20 protein-coding genes are annotated in these 23644 nt (G+C 73.5%); 4 read left to right on the forward strand and 16 right to left on the reverse strand.

Features of this window, described 5'->3' with window-relative positions; genetic code table 11:
• Positions 1 to 2: 2 nt before the first annotated feature.
• The 9 genes from O7607_RS07600 to O7607_RS07640 all read right to left on the reverse strand — a co-directional run bounded on the left by O7607_RS07600 (position 3) and on the right by O7607_RS07640 (position 9982).
• Positions 3 to 1025, reverse strand: coding sequence for a cation diffusion facilitator family transporter (locus tag O7607_RS07600; RefSeq protein WP_269702033.1), 1023 nt, complete (start codon positions 1023 to 1025; stop codon positions 3 to 5).
• A 28-nt stretch (positions 1026 to 1053) separates the two neighbouring features.
• On the reverse strand, positions 1054 to 2250 hold the full coding sequence (locus O7607_RS07605) for an SIS domain-containing protein (protein ID WP_030271147.1): 1197 nt from the start codon (positions 2248 to 2250) through the stop codon (positions 1054 to 1056).
• Positions 2247 to 2453 carry a Trm112 family protein gene (locus tag O7607_RS07610; RefSeq protein ID WP_091418686.1) on the reverse strand — a complete coding sequence of 69 codons (207 nt, stop codon included), beginning with the start codon at positions 2451 to 2453 and terminating at the stop codon, positions 2247 to 2249. The genes O7607_RS07605 and O7607_RS07610 overlap by 4 nt, the downstream gene beginning before the upstream one ends.
• A 199-nt stretch (positions 2454 to 2652) precedes the next feature.
• Positions 2653 to 3678, reverse strand: a complete 1026-nt coding sequence (locus O7607_RS07615) for a hypothetical protein (RefSeq protein WP_269702035.1) — start codon at positions 3676 to 3678, stop codon at positions 2653 to 2655.
• Between the two features lie 105 nt (positions 3679 to 3783).
• Complete coding sequence (gene nfi / locus O7607_RS07620; protein WP_269702037.1) at positions 3784 to 4503, reverse strand: deoxyribonuclease V; 720 nt, start codon at positions 4501 to 4503, stop codon at positions 3784 to 3786.
• A 17-nt stretch (positions 4504 to 4520) separates the two neighbouring features.
• The gene (locus O7607_RS07625) at positions 4521 to 4964 is read right to left on the reverse strand and encodes a hypothetical protein (protein WP_269702039.1); all 444 of its coding nucleotides are present in this window, start codon (positions 4962 to 4964) and stop codon (positions 4521 to 4523) included.
• On the reverse strand, positions 4964 to 9184 hold the full coding sequence (locus O7607_RS07630; RefSeq protein WP_269706911.1) for a toxin glutamine deamidase domain-containing protein: 4221 nt from the start codon (positions 9182 to 9184) through the stop codon (positions 4964 to 4966). Before O7607_RS07630 ends, O7607_RS07625 begins: the two co-directional genes overlap by 1 nt.
• 24 nt (positions 9185 to 9208) lie before the next feature.
• Positions 9209 to 9565 (reverse strand): hypothetical protein, encoded by a 357-nt coding sequence (locus O7607_RS07635; RefSeq protein ID WP_269702040.1) that lies wholly within the window; start codon positions 9563 to 9565, stop codon positions 9209 to 9211.
• Positions 9566 to 9568: 3 nt separating this feature from the next.
• On the reverse strand, positions 9569 to 9982 hold the full coding sequence (locus O7607_RS07640; RefSeq protein ID WP_269702042.1) for a YbaB/EbfC family nucleoid-associated protein: 414 nt from the start codon (positions 9980 to 9982) through the stop codon (positions 9569 to 9571).
• A gap of 78 nt (positions 9983 to 10060) precedes the next feature.
• On the opposite strand from O7607_RS07640, the gene O7607_RS07645 reads away from it, so the two are divergent.
• A complete protein-coding gene (locus O7607_RS07645; RefSeq protein ID WP_442929472.1) occupies positions 10061 to 11296 on the forward strand; it encodes an SUKH-3 domain-containing protein in 1236 nt (411 codons plus the stop codon).
• Between the two features lie 12 nt (positions 11297 to 11308).
• Here the strand turns inward: O7607_RS07645 and O7607_RS07650 are convergent, their stop codons facing one another.
• Positions 11309 to 12748, reverse strand: a complete 1440-nt coding sequence (locus O7607_RS07650) for an aldehyde dehydrogenase family protein (RefSeq protein ID WP_269702045.1) — start codon at positions 12746 to 12748, stop codon at positions 11309 to 11311.
• 142 nt (positions 12749 to 12890) lie between these two features.
• Between O7607_RS07650 and O7607_RS07655 the strand changes: the two genes are divergently transcribed.
• Together O7607_RS07655 and gabT are read left to right on the forward strand one after the other, a co-directional pair.
• The gene (locus tag O7607_RS07655; RefSeq protein ID WP_269702046.1) at positions 12891 to 14327 is read left to right on the forward strand and encodes a gamma-aminobutyraldehyde dehydrogenase; all 1437 of its coding nucleotides are present in this window, start codon (positions 12891 to 12893) and stop codon (positions 14325 to 14327) included.
• Positions 14328 to 14333: 6 nt separating this feature from the next.
• A complete protein-coding gene (gabT, locus tag O7607_RS07660) occupies positions 14334 to 15605 on the forward strand; it encodes a 4-aminobutyrate--2-oxoglutarate transaminase (protein WP_269702047.1) in 1272 nt (423 codons plus the stop codon).
• 67 nt (positions 15606 to 15672) lie between these two features.
• Here gabT and O7607_RS07665 read toward each other — a convergent pair whose 3' ends face one another.
• The 6 genes from O7607_RS07665 to O7607_RS07690 all read right to left on the reverse strand — a co-directional run bounded on the left by O7607_RS07665 (position 15673) and on the right by O7607_RS07690 (position 22099).
• Positions 15673 to 16332, reverse strand: coding sequence for a hypothetical protein (locus O7607_RS07665; RefSeq protein ID WP_269702048.1), 660 nt, complete (start codon positions 16330 to 16332; stop codon positions 15673 to 15675).
• A 75-nt stretch (positions 16333 to 16407) separates the two neighbouring features.
• Complete coding sequence (locus O7607_RS07670) at positions 16408 to 17043, reverse strand: M15 family metallopeptidase (RefSeq protein ID WP_269702050.1); 636 nt, start codon at positions 17041 to 17043, stop codon at positions 16408 to 16410.
• The gene (locus O7607_RS07675; protein ID WP_269702052.1) at positions 17040 to 18173 is read right to left on the reverse strand and encodes a D-alanine--D-alanine ligase family protein; all 1134 of its coding nucleotides are present in this window, start codon (positions 18171 to 18173) and stop codon (positions 17040 to 17042) included. The genes O7607_RS07670 and O7607_RS07675 overlap by 4 nt, the downstream gene beginning before the upstream one ends.
• The gene (locus tag O7607_RS07680; protein WP_269702053.1) at positions 18170 to 20269 is read right to left on the reverse strand and encodes a pyridoxal-phosphate dependent enzyme; all 2100 of its coding nucleotides are present in this window, start codon (positions 20267 to 20269) and stop codon (positions 18170 to 18172) included. Before O7607_RS07680 ends, O7607_RS07675 begins: the two co-directional genes overlap by 4 nt.
• A gap of 115 nt (positions 20270 to 20384) precedes the next feature.
• On the reverse strand, positions 20385 to 21437 hold the full coding sequence (locus O7607_RS07685) for a sensor histidine kinase (protein ID WP_269702056.1): 1053 nt from the start codon (positions 21435 to 21437) through the stop codon (positions 20385 to 20387).
• The gene (locus O7607_RS07690) at positions 21434 to 22099 is read right to left on the reverse strand and encodes a response regulator transcription factor (RefSeq protein ID WP_091418650.1); all 666 of its coding nucleotides are present in this window, start codon (positions 22097 to 22099) and stop codon (positions 21434 to 21436) included. Before O7607_RS07690 ends, O7607_RS07685 begins: the two co-directional genes overlap by 4 nt.
• A gap of 236 nt (positions 22100 to 22335) precedes the next feature.
• Here O7607_RS07690 and O7607_RS07695 point away from each other — a divergent pair, with 236 nt between their 5' ends.
• Complete coding sequence (locus O7607_RS07695) at positions 22336 to 23616, forward strand: transcriptional regulator (RefSeq protein WP_269702057.1); 1281 nt, start codon at positions 22336 to 22338, stop codon at positions 23614 to 23616.
• Positions 23617 to 23644 lie beyond the last annotated feature (28 nt).

The raw sequence follows: 23644 nt of genomic DNA on the forward strand, positions 1-23644 counted from the left end.
GGTCAGCTCCCGGGCCGCCCGGCCACCTCGTCGGCCGTGGGCGTCCCACCAGTGGTCAGGGTCTCCGGGACGGCGGTGTCCGCCGCCTGCCCGGTGCCGGCCCGCTCGGCGGCGGCCGAGTAGATGTCCGGCTCCAGGTAGATCACCCGCGCGGTGGGCACCTCGCGGCGGATCCGCGCCTCGACCGCGTTGATGTCGCGGGCCAGGTCCTGGGCGGTCTCCCAGGCCGGCACCGCGATCTTCGCGGCCACCATGAGCTCCTCCGGGCCGAGGTAGAGCGTCTTCATGTGGATGATCCGCTCGACCTCGGGACCGTTCGTCACGGCCTGCTCGATCTTGGCCAGCTCGCTCTGCTCGGCGCCCTCACCGAGCAGCAGGCTCTTGGTCTCGATCGCCAGCGTGATCGCGATGACCACCAGCAGCACGCCGATCATCGCGGTGCCCGCCGCGTCCCACATGCCGTTGCCGGTGATCAGCGTCATACCGACGCCGAACAGCGCGAAGACCAGACCCACGAGCGCGCCGAAGTCCTCCAGCAGCACCACCGGAAGCTCCGGCGCCTTGGCCCGGCGGATGAACCGGACCCAGCTCTGGTTGCCCCGGATCAGGTTCGACTCCTTGATCGCGGTACGGAAGGAGAAGCTCTCCATCACGATCGCCGCGACCAGCACCGCCACCGGCACCCACTGCCAGCTCTCGATCGGGTGCGGGTCGGACGCCTTGTGGTACGCCTCGTAGAGCGCGAAAAGGCCACCGATGCTGAACAGCACGATCGCCACGATGAACGCGTAGATGTAGCGCTCCCGGCCGTACCCGAACGGGTGCTGGGGCGTGGCCCGCCGCTTGGCACGACGGCCGCCGAGCAACAGCAGGCCCTGGTTGCCGGAGTCGGCCACCGAGTGGATCGACTCGGCCAGCATCGACGACGAGCCGGTCAGGGCGAACGCGACGAACTTGGTGACGGCGATGCCGAGGTTCGCCGCCAGGGCGGCGACGATCGCCTTCGTGCCCCCGTTTGCGCTCATTTCCCGCCTCGCTCGATGCCCCGTGTGCTCACTGGTTCGCCAGCTCCTTCATCTCCGTGATGGCCGGTACCGCCATCGGGTCCAGCCCGTGGGCCAGGGCGAGGTAGATCGAGGCGAAGTCGGGGACCGCCACCAGCGACGCGAGCCGCTCCAGCGCGGAGCCACCCTCGGCGGTCACCACGTCGCAGCGCACCCCGCGCCGCTCGGCGAGCGTCTGCACCGCGTCCGCGCGACGCTCCTCCACCGCCAGCGGCTCGTCGGTGTCGTCGTCGGCGTTGAGCCCGCCGTCGCGCAGCAGCACCAGCCGCAGCCGGGTGCCGTCGGGCTCGTCGTCGCCCGGGTCGGCGAAGATGTCCCGCTCGCCCTCGGCCAGGCCCCCGAACACGCCGTCGAGCAGGCCGACGCGACCCCGGCCCGCCTCGCCCAGCGCACCGGCGACCACCGGGTAGCGGGCGTTCGCGGACAACGTGTCACCGAACCGCCGGGCGGCCACGGTGGCCAGCGGGGACGAACCCCACACGATCGGGATCGACCCGGACAGGCCCAGGGCCAGCGACTTCGCCGGGTTGACGAAGGACTCGGCGGTCGGCCGGCATCGATCGGCGTCGGCGTCCAGCCGGGCCGCCGTCTCGGCCAGATCCGCCTCGTTGACCTTCACGAGCCCGAGGGTACGGGCGGCCAGCAGAACCGGCACGGTGAGCGCCCAGAGGCTGGCCCGGGCCGGCGCGCGCCGGGGAACCGGGATGAACGGCGCGCGGGCCCGCTCGGCCACCGACTGGAGCTGCGAGTCGGGCGCGCCGACCGCCACCAGCCGGGCGCCGCGCCGGTGCGCCGCCTCGGCCGCGCCCAGCGCCTCCGGGCTACGGCCGGACGCGCTCACCGCGATGACCACGTCCGCCGCGCCCACCCAGCCCGGCACACCGGCGCTGCGGTGCGGGATGACCGGCACCGGGCAGCGCGGCCCGGCGACGGTGGCCAGCACGTCACCGGTACGCCCGGCGGTGCCGATGCCGGCGATGACCACCGCGCGCGGTCGTCCGTCGTCGGCGAGCACGGACAGGTTCGCCTCCGCGGCCAGCGCCGCGGACTCGCGTACCTGGGCGCCGGCGGACGCGGTGAACCGGAGCATGCCACCCGGATCGCGCTCGGAGAGCTGCGCCGCGTCGTCGAGCAGGGCCTCGTCGGCGTGCCGGTGGCCGCTGACCCCGGCCGTCCCCTCCATCACCGCGACGACCCGCCCCGCGCCTCGTCGGCGGCGGGCCCACCGCGCGCCTCGTCCAGCAGGAGCACCGGGACGTCGTCCCGGACCTCGAAGATGCGACCGCACTCGGTGCAGGTGAGCGTCTGCGCCTGCGCGTCGTAGTCGAGCGGGGCGTGGTGCGTGTCCGGGCAGGCGAGAATGTCGAGCAACTGCGGGTCCAGGGCCACGGCGCGGCTCCTTCCACGTATGCGGTCTCACCGGTCGGCGGTGCCGGTCGGCGCAGGCGATCTTATCGGCCGAGCGGCCCCGGCACGGGGCCCCGTTCGGCCCCGGTTGTCCGTCCTCCGGTCGGGCAGGTGGCGGCTACCGGGTCACGGCGTGACCACCCACCGTCACGGTAACCCCGGGAGCCGGTCGGGTTCCGGCTCAGTCCGGCAAGCGGGGCAGGACGCTCGTCGCGTCCCCGCCCGCAGCGGCCGAGGGCGGGATGCCCGGCCCGCCCGCACCTGCCGTGTGCGGGGGCGGGGGCAGGACACTCGTCGCCTCCGCGCCCGCCGGGGGCGTCGGCCCGGGCGCGGGCGCGCCGTACACGTTGCCGGCCGGGCGAGGCGGCGTCGCGCCCCCGTACACCGTGGGAGCCGGACCGGGCGTGCCGGAGCGGTAGGTGGTGGTGCTGCGCGGCAGCGGGACCGGCGGAAGGTCGGCGGCGTTCCCGCCGCCGGCCCGGTCGGCGCGGTTGCGGCGCAGCAGCAGGACGATGAGGGCGGCGCCGACGAGCACCAGCCCGATGCCGAACCACATGATCAGGGAACCTCCGAACGACGAGTCGTCGGCCGCGGCGGTGGCCGGGGCGACGGCGGCGGCCACCGGCGACGTGTCGGTCACCTCGGCCGCCGGGGTCTCGCTCGCGCTGGGCGTCGGCGAGGGCTTGCGGGACGGGCTGGGGCTCGGCGTCCGGGGGGCGCCCACCAGCCGGGCCGACCCGCCGGCCCGCCCGAGCACGTCACCGTTCGCGGCGGTCGCCTCGCCGGCCAGCTCCAGCCGACCGCCGACGGCGCCGGGCAGGAAGGACACCCGGTAGCGCACGCTGACGCCCTTGCCCTTGCACAGCGGCCGGTCGACCGGCGCGACTGCGGCGGTGGCGACGGCGCCGTCCCCGGAGACCGGCACCGGCACCCATCGGCCACCGGACGCCACCTGCACCCGGACCTGGTCCGCCCGCAGACCCTCCAGGCGGAGCCCGATCGCGGTACGCAGCTGCACGCAGCCATCGGTCCGCTTGCGCACCTCGACCGCCACCGTGCCCGGCGGGCCACCGGCGGTGAAGCTGTTCGCCGAACGCAGTCCCACCCGGTCGTCCCGGGCGGACGCCGGCGACGCCGGGACGGCGATCAGGCCACCCAGCAGCGCGCCGACCATGGCCCACCGCGCCGCGTGCCGCCTCACCGACATCTCCACCTCACCGTTGCGTCCGGACCGGATCCGCCGGTCAGGTTACTACCGGCACCTCCAGGCACCCGGGCATCGAGCACGCCACATGTGTGCCGCGCCACCCGATCACCGCCCGCCCAGGTCACCGCCCGACGCGCCTGCCTCGGCGAGCGCCCGCCGGCACAGCCGGTCGGCCGTACGGGTCGTCTCCGGCAGCCGGTACCGGGGCGTCAGTGCCAGTACCCGCCGCACCGCGTTGTCCAACCCCATCCGGTGCCCGACACTCACGAAGACCGGCCGGACACCGTCCTGAGTCCGCAGTACCCGCCCGACCACCTCGCCGCCGTCGCACAGGTCGGCGCTGTCACCCCGCTCCGGGCCGGGCCCGGTCCACGAGCCGACGAGCGGCGTCTTGCCCACCCCGATGGTGGGCAGCCCGGTCACCAGGCCCAGGTGGCAGGCCAGCCCGAACCGTCGCGGGTGTGCCAGCCCGTGCCCGTCGCAGACCAGCAGCTCGGGACGGGTGGTGAGCCGGTCCAGCGCGGCCAGCAACGCCGGCATCTCGCGGAACGCGAACAGCCCCGGCACGTACGGGAAGGCGGGCCGCCCCACGCACACCGACTCGTCGACCACGTCGAGGGTGGTCGCGTCCAGGACCGTGACGGCCGCGGCGAGCAGGTCACCGCCGGGCGCGTACGCCACGTCCAGCCCGGCCACCGTCGCGGGCGCGGCGGGACCGGGCCCGGTCAGGTCCACCCGGGACCGCAACTCCTCCTGTACGCGTCTCGCCTCCGCCACGTCGGCGGGCGGCACATAGGGCACGGGTGAACCGTCGGTGGAGGGCATGAGGTTCCCGGCCGCTGTCAGGAGGGGGTGGAGGCGATGGTGGGGTCGGCGGCCGGGTCACCGGCCTGTTGGAGCTGCTCCTCGAACATCACGAAGGTCCGCCGCCGGATCCCCTTGATGAGAGCCGCTTCCTCCGTGGTGAACGGTCGCCTCTCCGCGATGGCGGGCGCCTCGAGCGCCCGGACCGTCTCGTAGAGCGCGAAGATCGGTCCCTCGCCCCTCAGATAGCGCCCGCGCAACCGCTCGACGTGCTGCACGAAGGCGTCAGCCGAGCGCACATAGATCTCACCGCCCACGCCACCGATCACGTCGTCGACCAGCTCGTCCGCCGGCCGCCAGCCCCCCGTCGAGCGGTCCAGCTTCCAAGCGGCGTGGTCGCCGTCCGGAGTGGCGACCAGCTTCACAGGCGTGTCGTAGTGCTCGAAATAAGCGGGAAGTTCGACGCCGTCGACTGTAGCCATCAATCACTCTCCTGGTGCAGCGCCGTCTGAAGAGCCGCCCAGAACAGCTCACGCTGCCGCCGGAGCACTGCCCGACGAATGGCGGACTCCGTCACTGTCACGCTACGTCCCTCCTCACGAGCGACAGCTTCGAGGTCGCGCCGCACTTCGAAGAGGGAGTGTTCCCAGGTCGCCACTTTGTCGAGTGGCGCCAGTTGCAGCCGGAACTCAGCGATGTGCCCGTTGGAGGCACGGAGGAACATCTGTACGTCTCGGTATCCACTCTTCTGTGGGCTCTGGAAACGGTCTTCGAACTTCACCAGATCCAATCGCCCGTCGTTCCTCAGACGCGCGAGGCCGCCGTAGAGGTCGTCCAGGTTGCCGAACGAGACGTAGCCGCCCGCGAGATCCTTCAGCTGCGACGCATCGCCGCCGTAGCGCTTGATCTTGTCCTCGGCCCGTGCACGGTCCTTGGGCTCACGACGCGGGTGATATTCGGCACCACCACCGCATGACTCCGCCAGATCCCGGCCAAGGGAGTCGAGCTCCGACTGCGCGACAGCGGCTTCCTCGTACAACTGGTCCAGGTAATGCTTTCGATATACGGCGTCATCGAGTCGCGAAAGGTCGAAACCCGGCTGGGCCGCCTCTGCGCCATCAGTCGCAAAGGATTCACTCACCGCCAGGTGAGCGTCTGTCAATGGGGTCGGCAATGGGGCCGGCTGTTCCGTCGATGCAACGACGTCAGCTCCCCGTTCCCGGATCTCGCCTACCACGTCTTGCAACACGTCGATGGCCTGCTGGTGGCTGGCCAGGTGATGCAGGGTCAGCGGCCGGGCGGTCAGTGAGTTCGCGAGTTCCGGGGTCGCCAGGATCATCCGGACGAGGTCGGGTCGCTCCGCGAGCTGCCGCACCACCGTCTCGGCCAGCAACTCCTCCGGTCGCGGTGGCGCCTCCCAGCTCTGGTCGAGCATCCGCTGGACGCGCGGGTCGGCGAGCAGCCGGCTCAGGTCGGTCGCGGCGCTCTGATCGAGCCCGGGTACGAGCCGCCGTAGCGTCGGCACGTCGGCGTGCTGCGCCAGTTCGACGGGTGTCACCCCGGCGGCGAAGGCGGCGTCGAGATTCCCGGTCTCCGCGAGCGCGTCGCGCACGTAGAGCCCGGCGGCGATCCGGTCGGCGTGCGCCTGCCGGTGGTCCTCGCGTACCCGGGCCGGTTCCGGCTCGACGGGCGGCGCGCTGCCCGGCATCGGTCCGTCGGCGTGGCGGTGGAAGGTGGTGGACTCGCCGAGCAGGTGGACGTGGTTGAAGTCCGGTACGTGGCCGTCGGTGATCGGTGGCGGGGCCGGCGGTCGTGGCGGCTCCGGGCGGGGAAGCGGCTCGGGCAGGACGTTGTAGGTGCCGGGCGGGCGGCCGGTGAGTGGCATCGGCCGGCCGTCGGGGCCGAGCACCAGAGCGTCGACGCCGACCACGTTGCTGCGGGCCGGTCGGCCGCTGTGGTGGTAGATCGGCCGGTTCGCCACCTCGCCCGTCTGCGGATCGAGGAAAAGGATCGTGCCATTCTGGTTCAGCGCCACCCACGCGTGCGAGCCGCCGCCCTCGAAGCTGGTGATGAGGAACGCGTAGCTGCCGTGGCCGCCCGACGCGAGCTGTGCGTACAGGTCCCGGTACCCGCCGTCCACCAGCAACTGCCGGTCGCGGCCGGTGATTCCGGGCCGATCCGGCGGGCAGAGGTTCTGGAATCGGCCGCCGGTCGTCTGCTCGACCCGCAGCGGTCCGTCCGCCTCGCCGCCCACCGGCCGGTTCACGTCGCCGTACAGGTAACCGTCGAACGTCCGGGGCGCCGCGACGCGCGGCCGTCCGTGAACCCACGTCTCGAACAGCGACAGCGTGCAGTCGAGGCAGTTGATCCCCCGGGTGGCGTCGGCCGCCGGTCCGCCGTCGTTCGCGAGGCGGAACCAGCCACCGCGCCGGGGATCGGCGGTACGCGTCACGCTGCCGTCCGGATTGCGGGGCATCTGCCGTTCGAGGTCGGTCTGGTGCAGCGCGAGCGGAGGCCGGAGCCCTCCCCGGCGGCCGTAGGGCCGGGACCTGTCGATCGGCTCGGGATGGCCGTGACCGGTGAGCGCGGAGTGGTCGGCCGTCTCCACCGCGCCGACGGCGAGGTCCGCCACGTCGTCGTTGATGCGGTAGAAGTCGAGGTCATCCTCGACCATCACCTCACGCGGCAGACGCTGGCCGGCACGGACCGCCTCCACCTCGTCGACGGCTCGGTAATGCAGGCGTTCTCGCCGCCGGCCCTCCCACACGTGCCGGTCGGCGAGCTCGTGCCGCCCGGTTTGGCGCAGTTCGTGGGCCTGCATGAGGAGCCAACGCGCCGCCTCGTAATGCTGTTCGGCGAGATCACGCAGCTCCTTGATCTGCGCCTCCCGCCTGTTCTCCTCGTGCAAGGCACGCTGAGACTGCAGATAGCCCTGGTAGCGCCGCCGGTCCAAACCCTCCCGATCGGCTTTCAGCCGCGCGGCACGCTGCTCGGCGGTCTCACGGGGCCGCGACTGGACATGGGGCGGACCCGGGTGGGGCCCTGGCGAGTCGATGGGAGGGCGGTGCGGAGCCAACGAGTCCAGCAGCGGAAAGCGGGGATTCGGCCCCGGTCGGGGCTCGGGCCCGACGGCCGGCGCTCCCGGATTCGGGTGAGGGCTGACCGGTGAGACGGGAGCCGGTCCCGCCTGACCTCCGTTGCTGATAGGGGCGGGGCGGTCCGCCGTTGGTGGCACCGTGGTCTGCGGGGGATCAGCAGGCGGTGCAGGAAGTGTCGCCGATGTGGCTGCCGCCTGAATCGGGCTGGTCGAGGACGGCGCGGCACTGTCGATCGGCGCCACGACCGGACCCGCACCGGCATGGACTCCGGGCCCGGGCAGGGACGGACCGGCGACGGGCGCGTCCGTGACCACCGAGGACAACGTGGGACTCGTGGCGGCTGTCAGAGGCGTCGTGCTGTGCGGAATGGCATCGATCTGCGGCGTCGCTGCGGAATCCGGCGCCGGGCGGGGCAGGTCCACGGCGAGCGGATGCGGGCCGGCGGCTTGGGGCGTGACGTGTGTGGGTGTCACGGGAACGGCGCCCGCCATCGCGTCGCCGCTCTGGACGATCGGCTCGGCGACCCGCTGGGCCGGGATCAGTCCGACGGGGTCGGCGACGATCGGCACGTCCAGGCCGACCGGCGACACCGTCAACCCGCTCAGCTGCCCGTCGAGGCGGCGTTGCAGTGCCGAGTCGGCCTGGTTGGTGGCGGACCCGGCCGCGCCGGAGGCCGCCGCACGCGCCAGATCCTCGAGCGACGGGCCCTGGCCGGTCGCCAGACCGGCCGCGGTCTCGGCGAGCGTCTCGCCGGCCATCTCCCGCCCGAACCGCTCGCCGATCTCCGCGAACCGCCCGTTGGCGTGCCGACCCAGCCCGGCCAGCGGCGCGACCGCGCCGCCGGCGAATCCGCCGAGCGCCGACGTGCTCACGTCGGTCAGGTCGAGGCCGTCCCGCCGACCGGTGGAGTTCTGGTACGCCTGCGTGCCGAGGCTGGTGCCCGCCTCCTGACCGGCCTCCAGCAGCCCGCCGATCGCGGCCCGACGGGCGAGCGTGCGGGCACCGGACTTGGCCACCTCCTTCGCGGCGCGTTCGCCCGCTTCCTTCAGCCCCTGCTTGACCGCCTTGCGGGCGAGCTGGGCCACCAGCCGCTTGAAGATCTGCTGCACCACGACCCGCGTGGCGGTGATCGCGGCGGCGGCCGCCGGGGAGGCGGCGCCCAGGGTGAGCACTGTGGCGACCGCCAGGGAGAGCAATTCGACGACCAGGATGCCCAGCTCGATCCAGGTCTCCAGCTTCGCGCCCTCGATGTCGCATCCACAGGAGTCGACCAGCCGCGCCAGCTCGTCGGTGGCCGCGACCAGGACATGCAGCGGCGCGTCCTGGCCCTCGGCGAGCTTGTGCCAGGCCGTGTCGAAGGCACCGGCGACCAGGCCGACTCCCCCGTAGCCGCTCTTCACCTCACCGGCGGCGGTGACCGCGTCGTCACGCGGACGGGACAGGACGCCCGCCACGCCGTACCACTGGTCGGCCAGGTCCCAGACGGCGCGCTCGTTGCCCTCCGGCCATTCGACGCCGACCACCCAGTCGAGCGCCTCGTAGATCCAGCCGGGCAGGTCCCACGGGCAGAAGTCGAGCGGGTGCGGGATCGGGCTGGGCAGCATGCTCACGCGCGGATCCTCCGGTGGTCAGCGCCGGGGCCGATGGGGGTTGTGCCCTTGCTGCGGGATCTTCCCGAGGTCACGGGCGTTGCTCAGGTCCGTCTCCACGGTGGCCGTGACCGAGCGGACGACGTCCGACCCGAGCACCTCCAGCGAGCGGCCGAGAAGCTCCCACGCGCGCAGCAGCGTGTCGGCGTAGCCCTGGTAGTGCTTGTCGAACGCGGCGCCGATGTCGTCCCGGCCCCAGGGGCGCTGGGCGCTCGCGGCGGCGATCGGCTCGCCCGTCTCCCGCCGGGCCGCGCTCACCGCCCGCCCCGACAGCGCCAGGTCGGCACCGCCGCGCCGGGCCCGGTCCGAGTCCAGCCAGATCTCTCCCCCGGCCACCTGTCACTCGCCGCGGGCCAGCACGGAGTCGGCCCGGCCGAGCAACGCGCCGAAGTCATGGGTACGCAGGAACTCGACCGACGGGGAGCCCGGCGGCAGGTAGCCGGAGACCAGTTCGCGGGTGGCGGTGGTCGCCGCGGTGGAGGCGCGCAGCACGGTCTCGGTGATCTTCCGGCTCAACGCCCGGGCGTCCCGGTCGTGGAACGCCGCCGGGCTCACCTCGACGCTGATCAGCTCGCCTCGTGCACCGACCACGGCGGTCACCTGACCGTCGTCGGAGCGTTCGGTGACCCGCAGCTCGGCCAGCTTGGTCTGGAGTTCGTCCAGACCGGACCGCAAGCGCTGGTATTGGCCGTACACCTCGTCGAAGCGCGCGCGTAGTGCACGGTTCGCATCCCGGTCCGCACTCTCGGCCACCGTCGCTCCCCTTCCGTCACCGTGGGTAGGGCCGACCATACCGGGTGCCACGAAATCCGTGGGGTCCGGTAATTTCAGGTGGTGATCGAGCGACAGCAGGCCGAGCAGATCGCCTCGGTGTGGGCCCGGCGGGACTCCGACCGCCTCGGTTTTCCCTGCACACCCGAGGTCGAGGAGTTCGACCTGGGCTACGTGGTGACGTCCACCGTGTCCACCGACGCCCGCACGCTGCCCGGCGACCTGCCGACCACCGTGATCGACAAGGCGACCGGCGAGGTGTCCACCTGGCCTCGGGTGCCGACCGAGGCGGTCGAGCGGATGTACCGGCAACGGCGACCGGCCGAGCCGCGTGCGCCGCGTACCGTCGATCCGGCCGCCCAGCTGCTGCGTGAGCTGACCCGCCTGCCCACGCCCGGCGCGGCGGCGCACCTCACGCTCGACGGCCGGCAGCACGTCGCGCAGGGCGCGAAGGGCGACGTCGAGGTGCACCACCATCCGCTCGTCCAGTCCTACCTGGACGAGCTACCCGCGGGGCATCTGGTGCGCGGTGGGGAGCGGCACGCCGAGATGATCGTCGTCTCCGACGCGCTTTACGAGCACGACCACCGCCGCGCCACCGAGGGCCTGCCCCCGTTGTCCCTTGAGGACGCACGGGACCTGCTCGGCACCGGCCGGATCGAGAGCTTCCGCATCCGCGAAGCGGGAGACCCGTTGGGCGGACAGGCGGATCTTCCCTGCGACTCGTGCGTCCGGTTCCTGGTGCGGTTCGCGGTACTGCCGTGGTCCGACCTCGCCTTCGTGGCGGAATGGCGGCCGGAGCCGCGCGAGGTCATCGAGCCCGGGCGGTTCCCCGACGAGGTCGCCCACGCCCTCATCGACGGCGGCTGGCAGATCAGCATGTTCAACGAGGCGCTCGCGATGGGCGCGATGACGGAGACGAGAGAGATCGCGGGGCAGCATCACCGGCATGAGGCCTTTCCCGCCGCCGAAGCGGCACTCACCGCGTTCCCGGCCGTCCTGAGCCGGCAACGCGGCCCCGGCGAGCAGGTCTGGATCAGTCGTTTCACCACGAATCCGCTCCGGGCCGCACACAGCGCCGACTCTCTCGCCGACTTCGCCGCGGTCATCGGCGCCCGCCTCTTCCCGCTCGGCAGCGAGCGTCAGGAGAGCATCCTCGCCGTTGACGAGCACGGCCGGGTCTTCGCCCTCGACCAGGCCGGCGAGTGGTTCCTCGGCGCCGATATCGACGCCGCCCTCACCACCCTGCTGCTCGGCCGCGCCCCCGCCCGGGTTCGCGAGGACGGCACCTGGTGAGGCCGCGAGTGATCAGAGGGCCACGCCGGTCAGCACCGTGACGCGCGGCTCGGTGTAGTCGTCCATGGCGCTGCGCAGCCCTTCGCGTCCGACGCCGGAGCCCTTCATTCCGCCGTACGGCATCTGGTCGGCCCGGTACGAGGGCACGTCCCCGACGATCACGCCGCCGACCTCGAGCGTGCGGGCGGCGTCGAACGCCACGTCGAGCCGGCGGGTGAAGACACCGGCCTGCAGGCCGTACACGGAGTCGTTGACGGCGGCGAACGCGGCCCGGTCGTCGGCGACCGGGGCGACCACCAGCACCGGCCCGAACACCTCCTCGGCGCACACCTTCGCGTCGGCCGGCACGCCGCTGAGCACGGTGGGCGGGTAGGTGGCGCCGTCGCGCCGCCCGCCGGTCTCGATGACGGCGCCGGCGGCGACCGCCTCGTCCACCCAGGTCTCGACGCGCTGCGCCGCCTCGACCGACACCAACGGGCCGACGTCGGTCAGCTCGGAGCGCGGGTCGCCGGTGCGCAGCGCCTGCACCGCCGCGACGAGCCGGGGCAGGAAACCGTCGTAGAGCCATTCGTGCACGTAGACCCGCTGCACCGCGATGCACGACTGCCCGGCCTGGTAGTTGGAGAACGTGGCGATGCGGTGCGCGGCGAAGGTCAGGTCCTCGTCCGCGGCCCAGTCCTCGCAGATCACCACTGCGGCGTTGCCGCCGAGTTCCAGCGTGACGTGCTTGTCCGGCACGGCCCGGCGGATGGCCGCGCCGACCGGTCCGGAGCCGGTGAACGACACCACCGGCAGCCGCGGGTCGGCGACCAGTTCGGCGGCGCGCTCGTTCGGCAACGGCAGCACCGAGAACATGCCCTCGGGCAGGTCGGTCTCGGCCAGGATCTCGCCGAGCAGCAGCGCGCTGAGCGGGGTGGCCGGGGCCGGCTTGACCACGATCGGGGTGCCGACGGCGAGCGCCGGGGCGACCTTGTGGGCGACCAGGTTGAGCGGGAAGTTGAACGGGGTGATGCCGAGCACCGGCCCGCGCGGCACCCGCCGGACCAGGGCGATCCGCCCGGTGGCGGCCGGGTCGGTGTCGAGCCGTTGCAGTTCGCCGGAGAATCGGCGGGCCTCCTCGGCGGCCCAGCGGAACGTGGAGATCGCGCGTCCCACCTCGGCCTTGGCCCACTTGACCGGCTTGCCGTTCTCGGCGGTGATGAGCGCGGCCACCTCGTCGGCCCGCTCGGCGAGCCGCCGGGAGACGTGGTCCAGGGCGGCCGCGCGGGCGTGCGCGGGCAGGGCCGCGGCCTCCGCCGCCACCCGGGCGGCGCCCGCGACGGCGGTTTCGACCTGGTCAGCCGTGGCGAGCGTGGTACGCCCCACCGGCTGCCCGTCGTACGGATGGGTGACGGTCAGCTCGTCCTCGCCGTGGGCGGGGCGACCGGCGACGTAGAAGGCTCTCGGCTCCACGACCGGCAGCCTAGACCACAGGCGCTCACGCGGAAACAGTTGCCCAAACCCTTGTCTGCCTCGGATTTAGTAGCCAAGATGGCAGTCAGATTGCGATAACCTCCGCTGACCCTCCCCCCGGCCACCTTCTCGGAGACTTCTGATGAGCGACCAGCAGCAGCTGCGCAACTTCGTCAACGGCGAGTACGTCGACCCGGTGGACGGCGGCTACGCCGACCTGATCGACCCGTGCACCGGCGAGGTCTTCGCCCAGGCCCCGGTCTCCGGCGCGGCGGACGTGGACGCGGCCATGAGGGCCGCCGCCGCCGCGTTCGAGACCTGGCGGGACACCACGCCGGCCGAGCGGCAGCGGGCGCTGCTGAAGTTCGCCGACGCGGTCGAGGCACGGGCCGCCGAACTGGTCGACGCGGAGGTGCGCAACACCGGCAAGCCCCGGCAGCTCACCACCGAGGAGGAGCTGCCGCCCGCGGTGGACGAGCTGCGCTTCTTCGCCGGCGCCGCGCGCCTGCTGGAGGGCCGCTCGGCCGGTGAGTACATGGCCGGGCACACCTCGTACGTGCGGCGCGAGCCGATCGGCGTCTGTGCCCAGGTGACGCCGTGGAACTACCCGCTGATGATGGCGGTCTGGAAGATCGCCCCGGCGCTGGCGGCGGGTAACGCGGTAGTACTGAAGCCGTCGGACACCACGCCGGTGTCGACGCTGCTGCTGGCCGAGATCGCCGCCGAACACCTGCCCCCGGGCGTGTTCAACGTGGTCTGCGGCGACCGCGACACCGGCCGTACGCTGGTCTCCCACCCGACCCCGCAGCTCGTGTCGATCACCGGGTCGACCCGCGCGGGCATGGAGGTCGCCGCCGCGGCGGCGCCGGACCTCAAGCGGACGCACCTGGAGCTGGGCGGCAAGGCCCCGGTGGTGATCTTCGACGACGCGGACGTGGCGGCGGCGGCCGAGGCGATCGCGATGGGCGGCTACTTCAACGCCGGGCAGGACTGCACGGCGGCGACCCGCGTGCTCACCGGGCCGGGCATCCACGAGGACTTCGTGGCCGCGCTCACCGAGCAGGCCCGCAACACCCGCACCGGCGCGCCGGACGACGCCGACGTGCTCTACGGCCCGCTGAACAACGCCAACCAGCTCGCCCGGGTGAGCGGGTTCGTGGACCGGCTGCCGGACCACGCGAACGTCACCACCGGCGGTGCCCGGGTCGGCGAGCGCGGCTTCTTCTACGCCCCGACCGTGGTCTCCGGCGTACGCCAGGCCGACGAGATCATCCAGGACGAGGTGTTCGGGCCGGTCATCACCGTGCAGCGGTTCTCCGACGAGGACGAGGCGGTGCGCTGGGCGAACGGCGTCGACTACGGCCTGTCCGCCTCGGTGTGGACGCGCGACCACGGCCGGGCCATGCGGATGACCCGCCGGCTGGACTTCGGCTGCGTCTGGGTGAACACGCACATCCCGTTCGTCTCGGAGATGCCGCACGGCGGCTTCAAGCACTCCGGCCACGGCAAGGACCTGTCGGTCTACAGCCTGGAGGACTACACCCGGGTCAAGCACGTCATGCACAACATCGAGGGCTGATCGGCGATGGCCACCAGCGAGGAGCTGCACAAGCGCCGGGTCGAGGCCGTGGCGCGGGGCGTGGGCAGCACGATTCCCGCGTACGTGGACCGGGCGGGCGGCGGCACGATCACCGACGTGGACGGGCGGGAGTGGATCGACTTCGCCGCCGGCATCGCCGTCACCAACGTGGGCAACTCCGCGCCGCGCGTGGTCGAGGCGGTACGCGCGCAGGTCGAACGGTTCACCCACACCTGCTTCATGGTCGCGCCGTACGAGTCGTACGTGGCGGTCTGCGAGCAGCTCAACGCGCTGACCCCGGGTGGTTTCGAGAAGCGCTCGGCACTGTTCAACTCCGGCGCGGAGGCGGTGGAGAACGCGGTGAAGATCGCCCGGCACGCGACCGGGCGGCCGGCGGTGGTGGTGTTCGACCACGCGTACCACGGCCGGACCAACCTGACCATGGCGCTGACCGCGAAGAACATGCCGTACAAGCACCGGTTCGGTCCGTTCGCCGGCGAGGTCTACCGGGTGCCGATGTCGTACCCGCTGCGCGACGGCGGGCTGGACGGCGCCACCGCGGCGGCCCGGTCGATCGAGATGATCGAGAAGCAGGTGGGCGCGGAGAACGTGGCCGCGCTGCTCATCGAGCCGATCCAGGGCGAGGGCGGTTTCGTCGTACCCGCGCTGGGTTTCCTGCCGGCGTTGCGCGAATGGGCGACGGCGGCCGGGGTGGTGTTCGTCGCCGACGAGATCCAGACCGGTTTCTGCCGCACCGGCGACTGGTTCGCCTGCGCCCACGAGGGCGTCGAGCCGGACCTGATCACGCTGGCCAAGGGCATCGCGGGCGGGCTGCCGCTGGCGGCGGTGACCGGCCGGGCGGAGCTGATGGACGCGGTGCACGTCGGCGGCCTGGGCGGCACGTACGGCGGCAACCCGATCGCCTGCGCCGCCGCGCTCGCGTCGATCGAGACGATGCGGGAGCTGGACCTGGCCGCCGCCGCGCGCCGGATCGGCGCGGTGATGGGTGAGCGGCTGCGCGCGATCGCCGCCGGTGACCCGCGCGTCGCCGAGGTACGCGGCCGGGGCGCGATGCTCGCCGTGGAGATCGTGCAGCCCGGCACCCTGACCCCGGACCCGGCCGCCACGGCGGCGATCTCGGCCGCCTGCCACGCCGCCGGGCTGCTCACGCTGACCTGCGGCACCTACGGCAACGTGCTGCGGTTCCTGCCCCCACTGGTCATCTCCGACGACGAGCTGGGCCGGGGACTGGACATCCTGGCGGCCGCCTTCGGCTGACCCCGGACGTGGAACACCATGGGCCCGATCTCCCCCAGGGCCGGCCCATGGTGTTCCACCCGGAGGATCAGCGGAGCAGCTCGACGGTGTTGCGCCGGACCAGGTTCTTGCCCGGTTCCCGGATGGCGTCCATGGCGGCGGTGTTGAGCAGCACGCAGCTGCCCGACGGCCCGGTGACGGTCACCGTCACCACCTTGTTGTTGTCCAGGTTCGTCACCCGCAGCCGGGTGCCCTGCGGGAACTGGCCGCTGGTGGCGGCCGGCGCTCCGCCCTCGGCGAAGAACGTGAGCGCGCCGGAGCAGACGCTGCCGCCGATCGGCTGCGCGGCGCCCGGACGGGTCTCACCCGGTTGGGCGCCGGGTGCCGGGGCGGCGGCGCCGTCGAGGCGTTCCACCACGTTGCGGCGGATGACGTTCTTGCCCGGCTCGCGTACCAGGTCCATGGCGGCGGCGTTCAGCAGCACGCAGCTCCCGGACGGCCCGGTCACGGTCACCGTGGCCACCTTGCGGTTGTCCAGGTTCGTCACCCGCAGCCGGGTGCCCACCGGGAATCTGTCGCTCGTCGCGGCCGGTGGTCCGCCCTCGGCCGAGAAGGTCACCGACCCGGCGCAGACCGACCGCCCGACCGGCGCGGTGTCCGCGAAACCCAGTCCGGTGCCCACCGAGACCGCCACCGTGGCGGTCACCGCCACGGTTGCCGCCATCACGTGCTTGCGCTGCACCCTCACGTTCTCTCCCGTCGTCGCTGTCGTTCGCCGCGTGGTACGGACGGGAGGGCCGGAACGTTCACCTGGCCTGATGGACTACAACGGACCGTAACGGGTGTGCGGCGCTCCGGTCATCAGCGCCCAGTACCTGTCGCCGTAGGACCAGTGCCACCACTCCGTCGGGTAGTTCACCATCCCCGCGCCGCTCAACGCCGCCACCAGCACGTTCCGGTTGCGCCACGCGCTCACCGGGATGTGCCGTGCGGCGGTGAAGCAGGCGTCGGCGCTCTCCTCCGGGGTGGCGTCGAGCGCGGTGCCCATGTCCAGCTCCACACCGTCGGCGTCGCACAGGGTGAGGTCGACTGCTCCGCCGGTGCTGTGCGGGGCCACCTCGACCGGCGAGACGAACTTGGTGGTCTCCCGGTGCAGCCGGTCCGCCGGCCAGTCCGGGTGACGCCGGCGCAGTTCGTCCCGGTAGCCGGTGAAGATGTCCAGCTGCGCCCGGTACGGCCGGTAGCCCTCGACCACGAGCAGGCGCAGCCCGGCCGGCAGCGCGCGCTGCGCGGCCAGCAACCGGTCCGCGACACCGCGCCGCACCCGGGCGTACGCCCCGGCGGGATCGGCGGCCCGCCCGTCCACCCGCAGCCCCGGCACGTCGCGCAGGTCCACCAGCGGTTCGCCGTCGTCCCGGCTGGACACCGCGGCGACCCGGGGGTCGGAGAGCAGGATCACGGCGTACCCCCGGGGTGTTCGCGCGACGGCCGGGCCGCGTGCCGGGCGAAGGCGAGCGCGACGAGCCGGTCCACCACCTCGGGATACGCGACACCCGACTCGGCCCACACCTTCGGGTACATCGAGTGCGCGGTGAAGCCGGGCAGCGTGTTCAGCTCGTTGACGAACAGGTCGCCGGTGGTCTCGTCGTAGAGGAAGTCGACACGGGCCAGCCCCCAACCGCCGATCGCGGTGAACGCCCGTACCGACAGGTCGCGGATCCGCTCGGTGACCTCGTCCGGCAGCGGCGCCGGGACGATCATCGGGTCGGCGTCGCCGAAGTACTTCTGCCGGTAGTCGAACCAGCCGCCCGCGACCCGGACCTCGCCGACCGCCGACGCCTCCGGCTGCCAGCCGCCGAGCACGCCACATTCCAGCTCCCGGCCGGTCACGCCCTGCTCGACGAGCACCACGTGGTCGTGCCGGAACGCCTCCTCCACGGCCGCCACCAGGTCGTCGCCGTCTGCCACCCGGGAGATGCCGATCGAGGAGCCCATCCGGGCCGGCTTGACGAACAGCGGTCCGCGCAGCCCCACCACCAGCTTCTCCGGGTCCGCCGCGGCCCGCCAGGTCGGTTCGTCGAACCAGACGTACGGCGTGGTCGGCACGGCCTCGGCCCGCAGGGCCCGCTTCATCGCCACCTTGTCCATGCCGACGGCGGAGGCGAGGATGCCGCACCCGACGTACGGCACGCCGAGCGATTCCAGCAGCCCCTGCACCACGCCGTCCTCGCCGTACGGGCCGTGCAGCACCGGGAACACCACGTCCAGCTCGGCGTGCACGGTGGCCGGGTCGTCGGCCGCGCTGACCGCCACGGTGCCGGCGGCTGCCCCGCGCCGCAGTTCCACCGCCTCCCCGGTGACCGGTAGCCGGTCGTCGATCGCCCGGCCGGCCGCCACGGTGCCGAGGTGCCGCGCGAGCACCGGCTCCGGCAGCAGCCGGATCCCGCCGGTACGCGTGATGCCGAGCGCCACCACGCGGTGCCCCCGCTCCGCCAGGGCCCGGGCCACGCCGAGCGCCGAGGCGCAGGAGACCTCGTGTTCCGCCGACGGGCCTCCGAACAGGACACCGATCCGCACTGTCGACCTCATGCCGCCACTCCCACAGTCATCGGGTCGCCCGCCAGCCGGGCCACCACTTCCGCTTCCACGTTTCCGCCGGTCAGCACCACGCCGACGGTCAGTTGCCGCCCGCCGTCCGGCGGCCGGGGCGTCATGTCGCCCAGGCGCAGGGCGCCGGCCAGCCCGGCCGCGCCGGACGGCTCGACGAGCACCTTCAGGTCCAGCAGGAGCAGCCGGAACGCCTCGGCGATCGCGTCGTCGTCGACAAGGACCACCCCCCGCACGGCGGTCCGGGCCACCGCGAACGGCAGGTCGCCGACGCAGCCGGGACGCAACCCGTCGGCCAGGCTCGGCGCCGGGGCGACAGGTGTGGGTCGTCCGGCGGCCAGGCTGCGGGCGAGCGAGTCGCATCCGACCGGCTCGACGCCGTACACCCGGATCGGCGTTCCGGCCGCGGCCAGGCAGGCACCGGCGATGCCGCCGCCCCCGCCCACCGGCACCACAAGCGCGTCCAGGGGCGTGCCGCGCCGCGCCGCCTCCTCGATCAGTTCCAGGCTGGCGCTGCCCTGTCCGGCCACCACGTCCGGGTGGTCGTACGCGTCGACGAGCGGGTGGTCCTCCACCTCGGCGATCCGCCGGGCGACGGCGAGACGCTCCTCGACAGTGGTGCCGGCCCGGACCACCCGGGCCCCGGCGGCCCGCGCCCGGTCCACCTTGACCGGCGCGGCGTCCACCGGCAGCACGACCGTCGCGGCCAGCCCGTGCCGGCGCGCGGCCAGCGCCACCGCGACGGCGTGGTTGCCGGTGCTCTGGGCGACCACGCCGGTGTGCCCGGCGGCGGCGAGCCGGCCCACCGCCAGCATCGCGCCGCGCATCTTGTACGAGCCGCCGTCCTGGAGGTTCTCCGCCTTGAGCAGGACGCGGGCGCCGGCCAGGCGGTCGATCGCCGGGCTGTGCAGCACCGGGGTACGCACCACCCGGCCGGACAGCGCGCGGACGGCCTCCTCGACATGTGTGCGGTCCGGCAGCACCGGCGCGTCGGTTCGGGGCATGGTCTCTCCTTCGGGATTCGAGTGGACGCAGCGGCGCGGCAGGTCGAACAGCCAGTGCGCGCCGAGCGCGGTGAGGCAGCGGTGCACGGCGAGACTCAGTGCGAGCACGAGCGCGGTGAGCACGACCGGGTAGACGGTCACCAGCAGCGCCCGCGCGGGCCCGTCCAGCCCGGCCACCGGTGCGGCGAGGAGCCGGTCCAGCAGCGCCAGCACCGGCATGTGGATCACGTAGACACCAAGCGTGCGGCGGCCGAGCCGGGTCAGTACCGGACCGGCCAGGCGGTGCCGGGCCAGCCGGGCGGCGGCGGTCAGCCCGAACGCCACCGCGAGCACGGAGACGAGCAGGTACACGCCGGGCCAGCTCTGCGCGCCGGCCAGCGCCATGGCGGCCAGCGCGACCGCGTACGCGGCACCGGTGCCGGCGAGCCGCCGGGTGCTCGCGGCGTCGGCCCACCGCGTGAGGTACGGCTTCAGGTGCACACCGGCCAGGAAGAACACCAGGTTCTGGTAGACCTGCCCCCGGTTGCCGGGACTGTCCAGCAGCCCGGTGGCGGCCACCGCTGACAGCGCGCCCGCGACGCTCAGCAGCACCGCCGGGTGGACCCGGCGCAGTGCCCTCGCGATCACGAAGTAGAGCGCCAGCGCGTACAGGTACCACAGGTTCGAGGGCGTCACGGTGAGCTGGGCCAGCAGCTCACCCGGGTCGGTGGCCCGGTCGGTCGGGAAGCCGGGCGCCAGCGTCAGCAGCGCGGTGTGGACGAGGAGCCAGATCGCGTACAGGTAGAGGTTCCGCGCGATCCGGGGCCGCCCGGACGCCCGCCACGGGCGGGCCACCGCGTTCGCCGCGAAGATGCCGGAGATCGCGAAGAACAACGGCATCCGCAGCGGCAGCAACTGCTCGCCGAGCAGACCCCACGCGCCCGGCACCGGCAGGCCGACGCGCCAGTCGATACGCAGGTAGTCCTTGACGACGACGTGCCAGAGCACCACGAGCACGATGCAGGCGCCCTTGGCCACGTCGGCCCAGACCACCCGGTCACCGGGTGGTGCGTTCCCCTCGGTACGCGTCGGCACTGCGGTCTCCTCTCCGGCCGTCTGCGAAAGGGAGGCGGCGGCGCCGGTCCCGTCCTCGGGCAGGTGTCATCGCGGGACGCCGCGACGGCGGCTCCCGGAGTCGTGTGTGGGGTGGTCAGCCCACGGGGGGCAGGTGGACGTCGACCCGCAGGCCGCCGTCCGCACCCGGGCGGGCGGCGATGACGCCGCCGTGCGCCTGGGTGATGGAGCGGGCGATGGCCAGGCCGAGCCCGGCACCGCCGCCCTGGTTGGTCCGGTCCCGGGCGAGGCGCCGGAACGGCTCGAACAGCCCGTCGACCGCTTCGGCGGGGACGTTCTGCCCGCTGTTGGTGACCGTCAGCGCGGGGTCCCCGCCGACCGTGACGGTGAGCCGGCCGCCCTCGCGGTTGTACTTGATGCCGTTCTCCACCAGGTTCGTGACCAGGCGTTCCAGCAGCACCCGTTCACCGGTCACGATCCGGGGCGAGAGCCGGGACTCCACCGTCACACCCGCCTCGGCGGCCCGGTCGGCGTACGCGGCCAGCACGCCGGTGACGATCTGTTCCAGGCGCTGCGGGGTGGAGGACCGCAGGCCCTGGTCGCTCTCGCTGAGCGCGAGCAGCCCTTCGATCAGCCGCTCGTTGCGTTCGTTGGTGGCGAGCAGTTGGGCGGTCAGCAGTTCCAGTTGCTCGCCGGTGAGCGACTGGGCCATGCCGACCTCGATCAGGGTGCGCTGCACCGCCAGCGGCGTACGCAGCTCGTGCGAGGCGTTCGCGGCGAACCGCCGCTGTCCCTCGTACCCGGCGGTGACCCGGTCCAGCATGTCGTCGATCGCGCGGCTGAGCCCGGCCAGCTCGTCCCGGCCACCGCGCCGGATGCGGTAGCCGAGGTTCTGCGGTCCCAGGTTCGCGATCGGAGCGGCCAGGTCGTGCACCGGGCGCAGGCACCAGCGGGCAGCGCCCCACACCGCGAGCCCGGCGGCCGCCAGCACCAGCAACTCGGTCAGCAGCGGCAGCAGCGGCACGAACGGACGGCCCGGCTCGCACACCGCGCCGATCGTGGCCAGGCCGCAGAACCACTGGGCCTGCCCCCACACCAGTTCGAGCAGTGACTTGACCATGCGGGGCACGAAGAACCCGGCGAGCAGGGCGAGCACCCCGACCAGCAGGATGCGGCGGCGGGGGCTCACTCCGGCTCGCCGATCCGGTAGCCGGCCTTCGGCACGGTGTGGATGACCGACGGCTGGCCGAGCTTCTTGCGCAGCGTCATCACCGTCACCCGGACCGCGTTGGTGAACGGGTCGGCGAACTCGTCCCACGCCTGTTCCAGCAGCTCCTCGGCGCTCACCACCCGGCCGCCGGCCCGCATCAGCACGTGCAGGACGGCGAACTCCTTCGGGCTCAGCCCGAGCGGGCTGCCGTCCCGGGTCGCGGTGTGCCGGGCCACGTCGAGCACCACGCCGTGCCGCTCCAGCACCGGCGGCAGGGCCGGGGTGGAGCGGCGGCCCAGCGCCTGGACCCGCGCCACCAGCTCGGCGAACGCGAACGGCTTGGTCAGGTAGTCGTCGGCGCCCAGCCCGAGGCCGGCGACCCGGTCCCGGATGCCGGCGGCGGCGGTGAGCAGCAGCACGCGGGTGCCGGCGTCGGACCCGGCCAGGCTGCGGCACACCTCGTCGCCGGTGGCGCCGGGCATGTCCCGGTCCAGCACCGCCACGTCGTACCGGTTGACCCCGATCCGTTCCAGCGCGCCGTCGCCGTCGTAGCAGACGTCGACCGCCATGGAGAACCGCCGCAGCCCCTCGGCGACCGTGTCCGCCAAGAGCCGCTCGTCGTCCGCCACCAGCACCCGCACCTTGCGCTCCCCCGTGTCTTTCCTCGTCGTCCGGCACACCTTCGCAGGCCGCAGTTAAGGGTTCTGTAAGCGTCCGCAGCAGCCATCCTCCACGCGGGCCACGCTGCGACAACCGGCGTGGAGCCGTCTGGGCCGTTCGTCCGGTCCGCGGGCGGCGCGCGCACTGCTGAAGTGACCCGGATCACGCATTGGCGCTCAGGCGTGAGGTGGGTCACGATGGGTGGAAGGAGGCGCTGGTGGCTGACCCGTGGCTCGCCCTGGAGTTCGGCGCGGATCCGGCGGAGCGGATCGCGCAGGTCGGTGCCGCCCACGAGGCGTTCCTCACCGCGGGAACCACAGGCGGCGTCCGGGAGGTGGTCGCCCGCTCCTGGGAGCGGTCAGCGCTGCTCGACCCGGAGGCCACCGCGCCGGTCGACCTCACCGACGACGCGCTGGAGACCTACCGCGCCGCGCATCCGCTGGCCCGGGTGATGCCGCTGTTCCGCGACCTGCTCGGCGGCATCGCGCAGGACGGCGCGCACCTGATGGCGGTCTGCGACGCCGCCGGTCGGCTGCTCTGGGTGGAGGGCCACCCGGGGGTGCTGCGGCACGCCGAGCGGATGAACTTCGTACCGGGCGCCCGCTGGGACGAGGCGCACGCCGGCACGAACGCCCCCGGCACCGCCCTCGCCGTCGACCACGGCGTGCAGATCTTCGCCACCGAGCACTTCGTCCGGCCGGTGCAGCGCTGGACGTGCGCCGCCGCGCCGGTCCACGACCCGGTCAGCGGCGCGCTTCTGGGGGCCGTCGACATCACCGGCGGGGACCACCTGGCCAACCCGCAGAGCCTCGCGCTGGTGCGGGCGACCGCCCGGGCCGCCGAGGCGTTCCTGGCCGGGGCCGCGCCCACCGCGCCGGACGTGGCGTACGTGTCGGCGCTCGGGCGGGACGAGGCGGAGCTGCGCGTCGGCGGCCGGCGCATCCGGCTCGGCCGGCGGCACAGCGAGCTGCTGGTGCTGCTCGTCGACCATCCCGAGGGCCGCACCGGGGAACAGCTCGGCCTCGACCTCTACGGCGACGACAGGCGGCACCCGGTCACGCTGCGCGCCGAACTGTCCCGGCTGCGCCGCGTACTCGGCGAGGAACTGCTCGACTCCCGCCCGTACCGGCTGCGGCCGGCCGTGCGCGCGGACTTCCGTACCGTCACCGAACTGCTGGAGCGTGGCGATCCGGCGGCGGCGCTGCGCGCGTACCCCGGGCCCCTGCTGCCCGGGTCGGACGCGCCGGGAGTGGCGCGACTGCGCCGCCTGGTCGACGGTCAGGTGCGCGCCGCCGTGCTGGCCGGCGCCGATCCGGGGCTGCTCGCGGCCTGGACCGCGACGGCGGCCGGTGGCGACGACCTGGCCGCCTGGCAGGCCCTGGCCCGGGCGCTGCCGCCGGGCGCGCCCCGCCGGCCGCTCGCGCTCGCGCGGGCCCGCCAGCTCGCCGAGGAGTACGCGCTGCCCCGCGCAACGTTCCTGCAACGTCCCGGAAACTAGCCTGCCCGCCATCCACCCCAGACGGACG

Source organism: Micromonospora sp. WMMA1949 (assembly GCF_027460145.1).
Lineage (GTDB): Bacteria > Actinomycetota > Actinomycetes > Mycobacteriales > Micromonosporaceae > Micromonospora.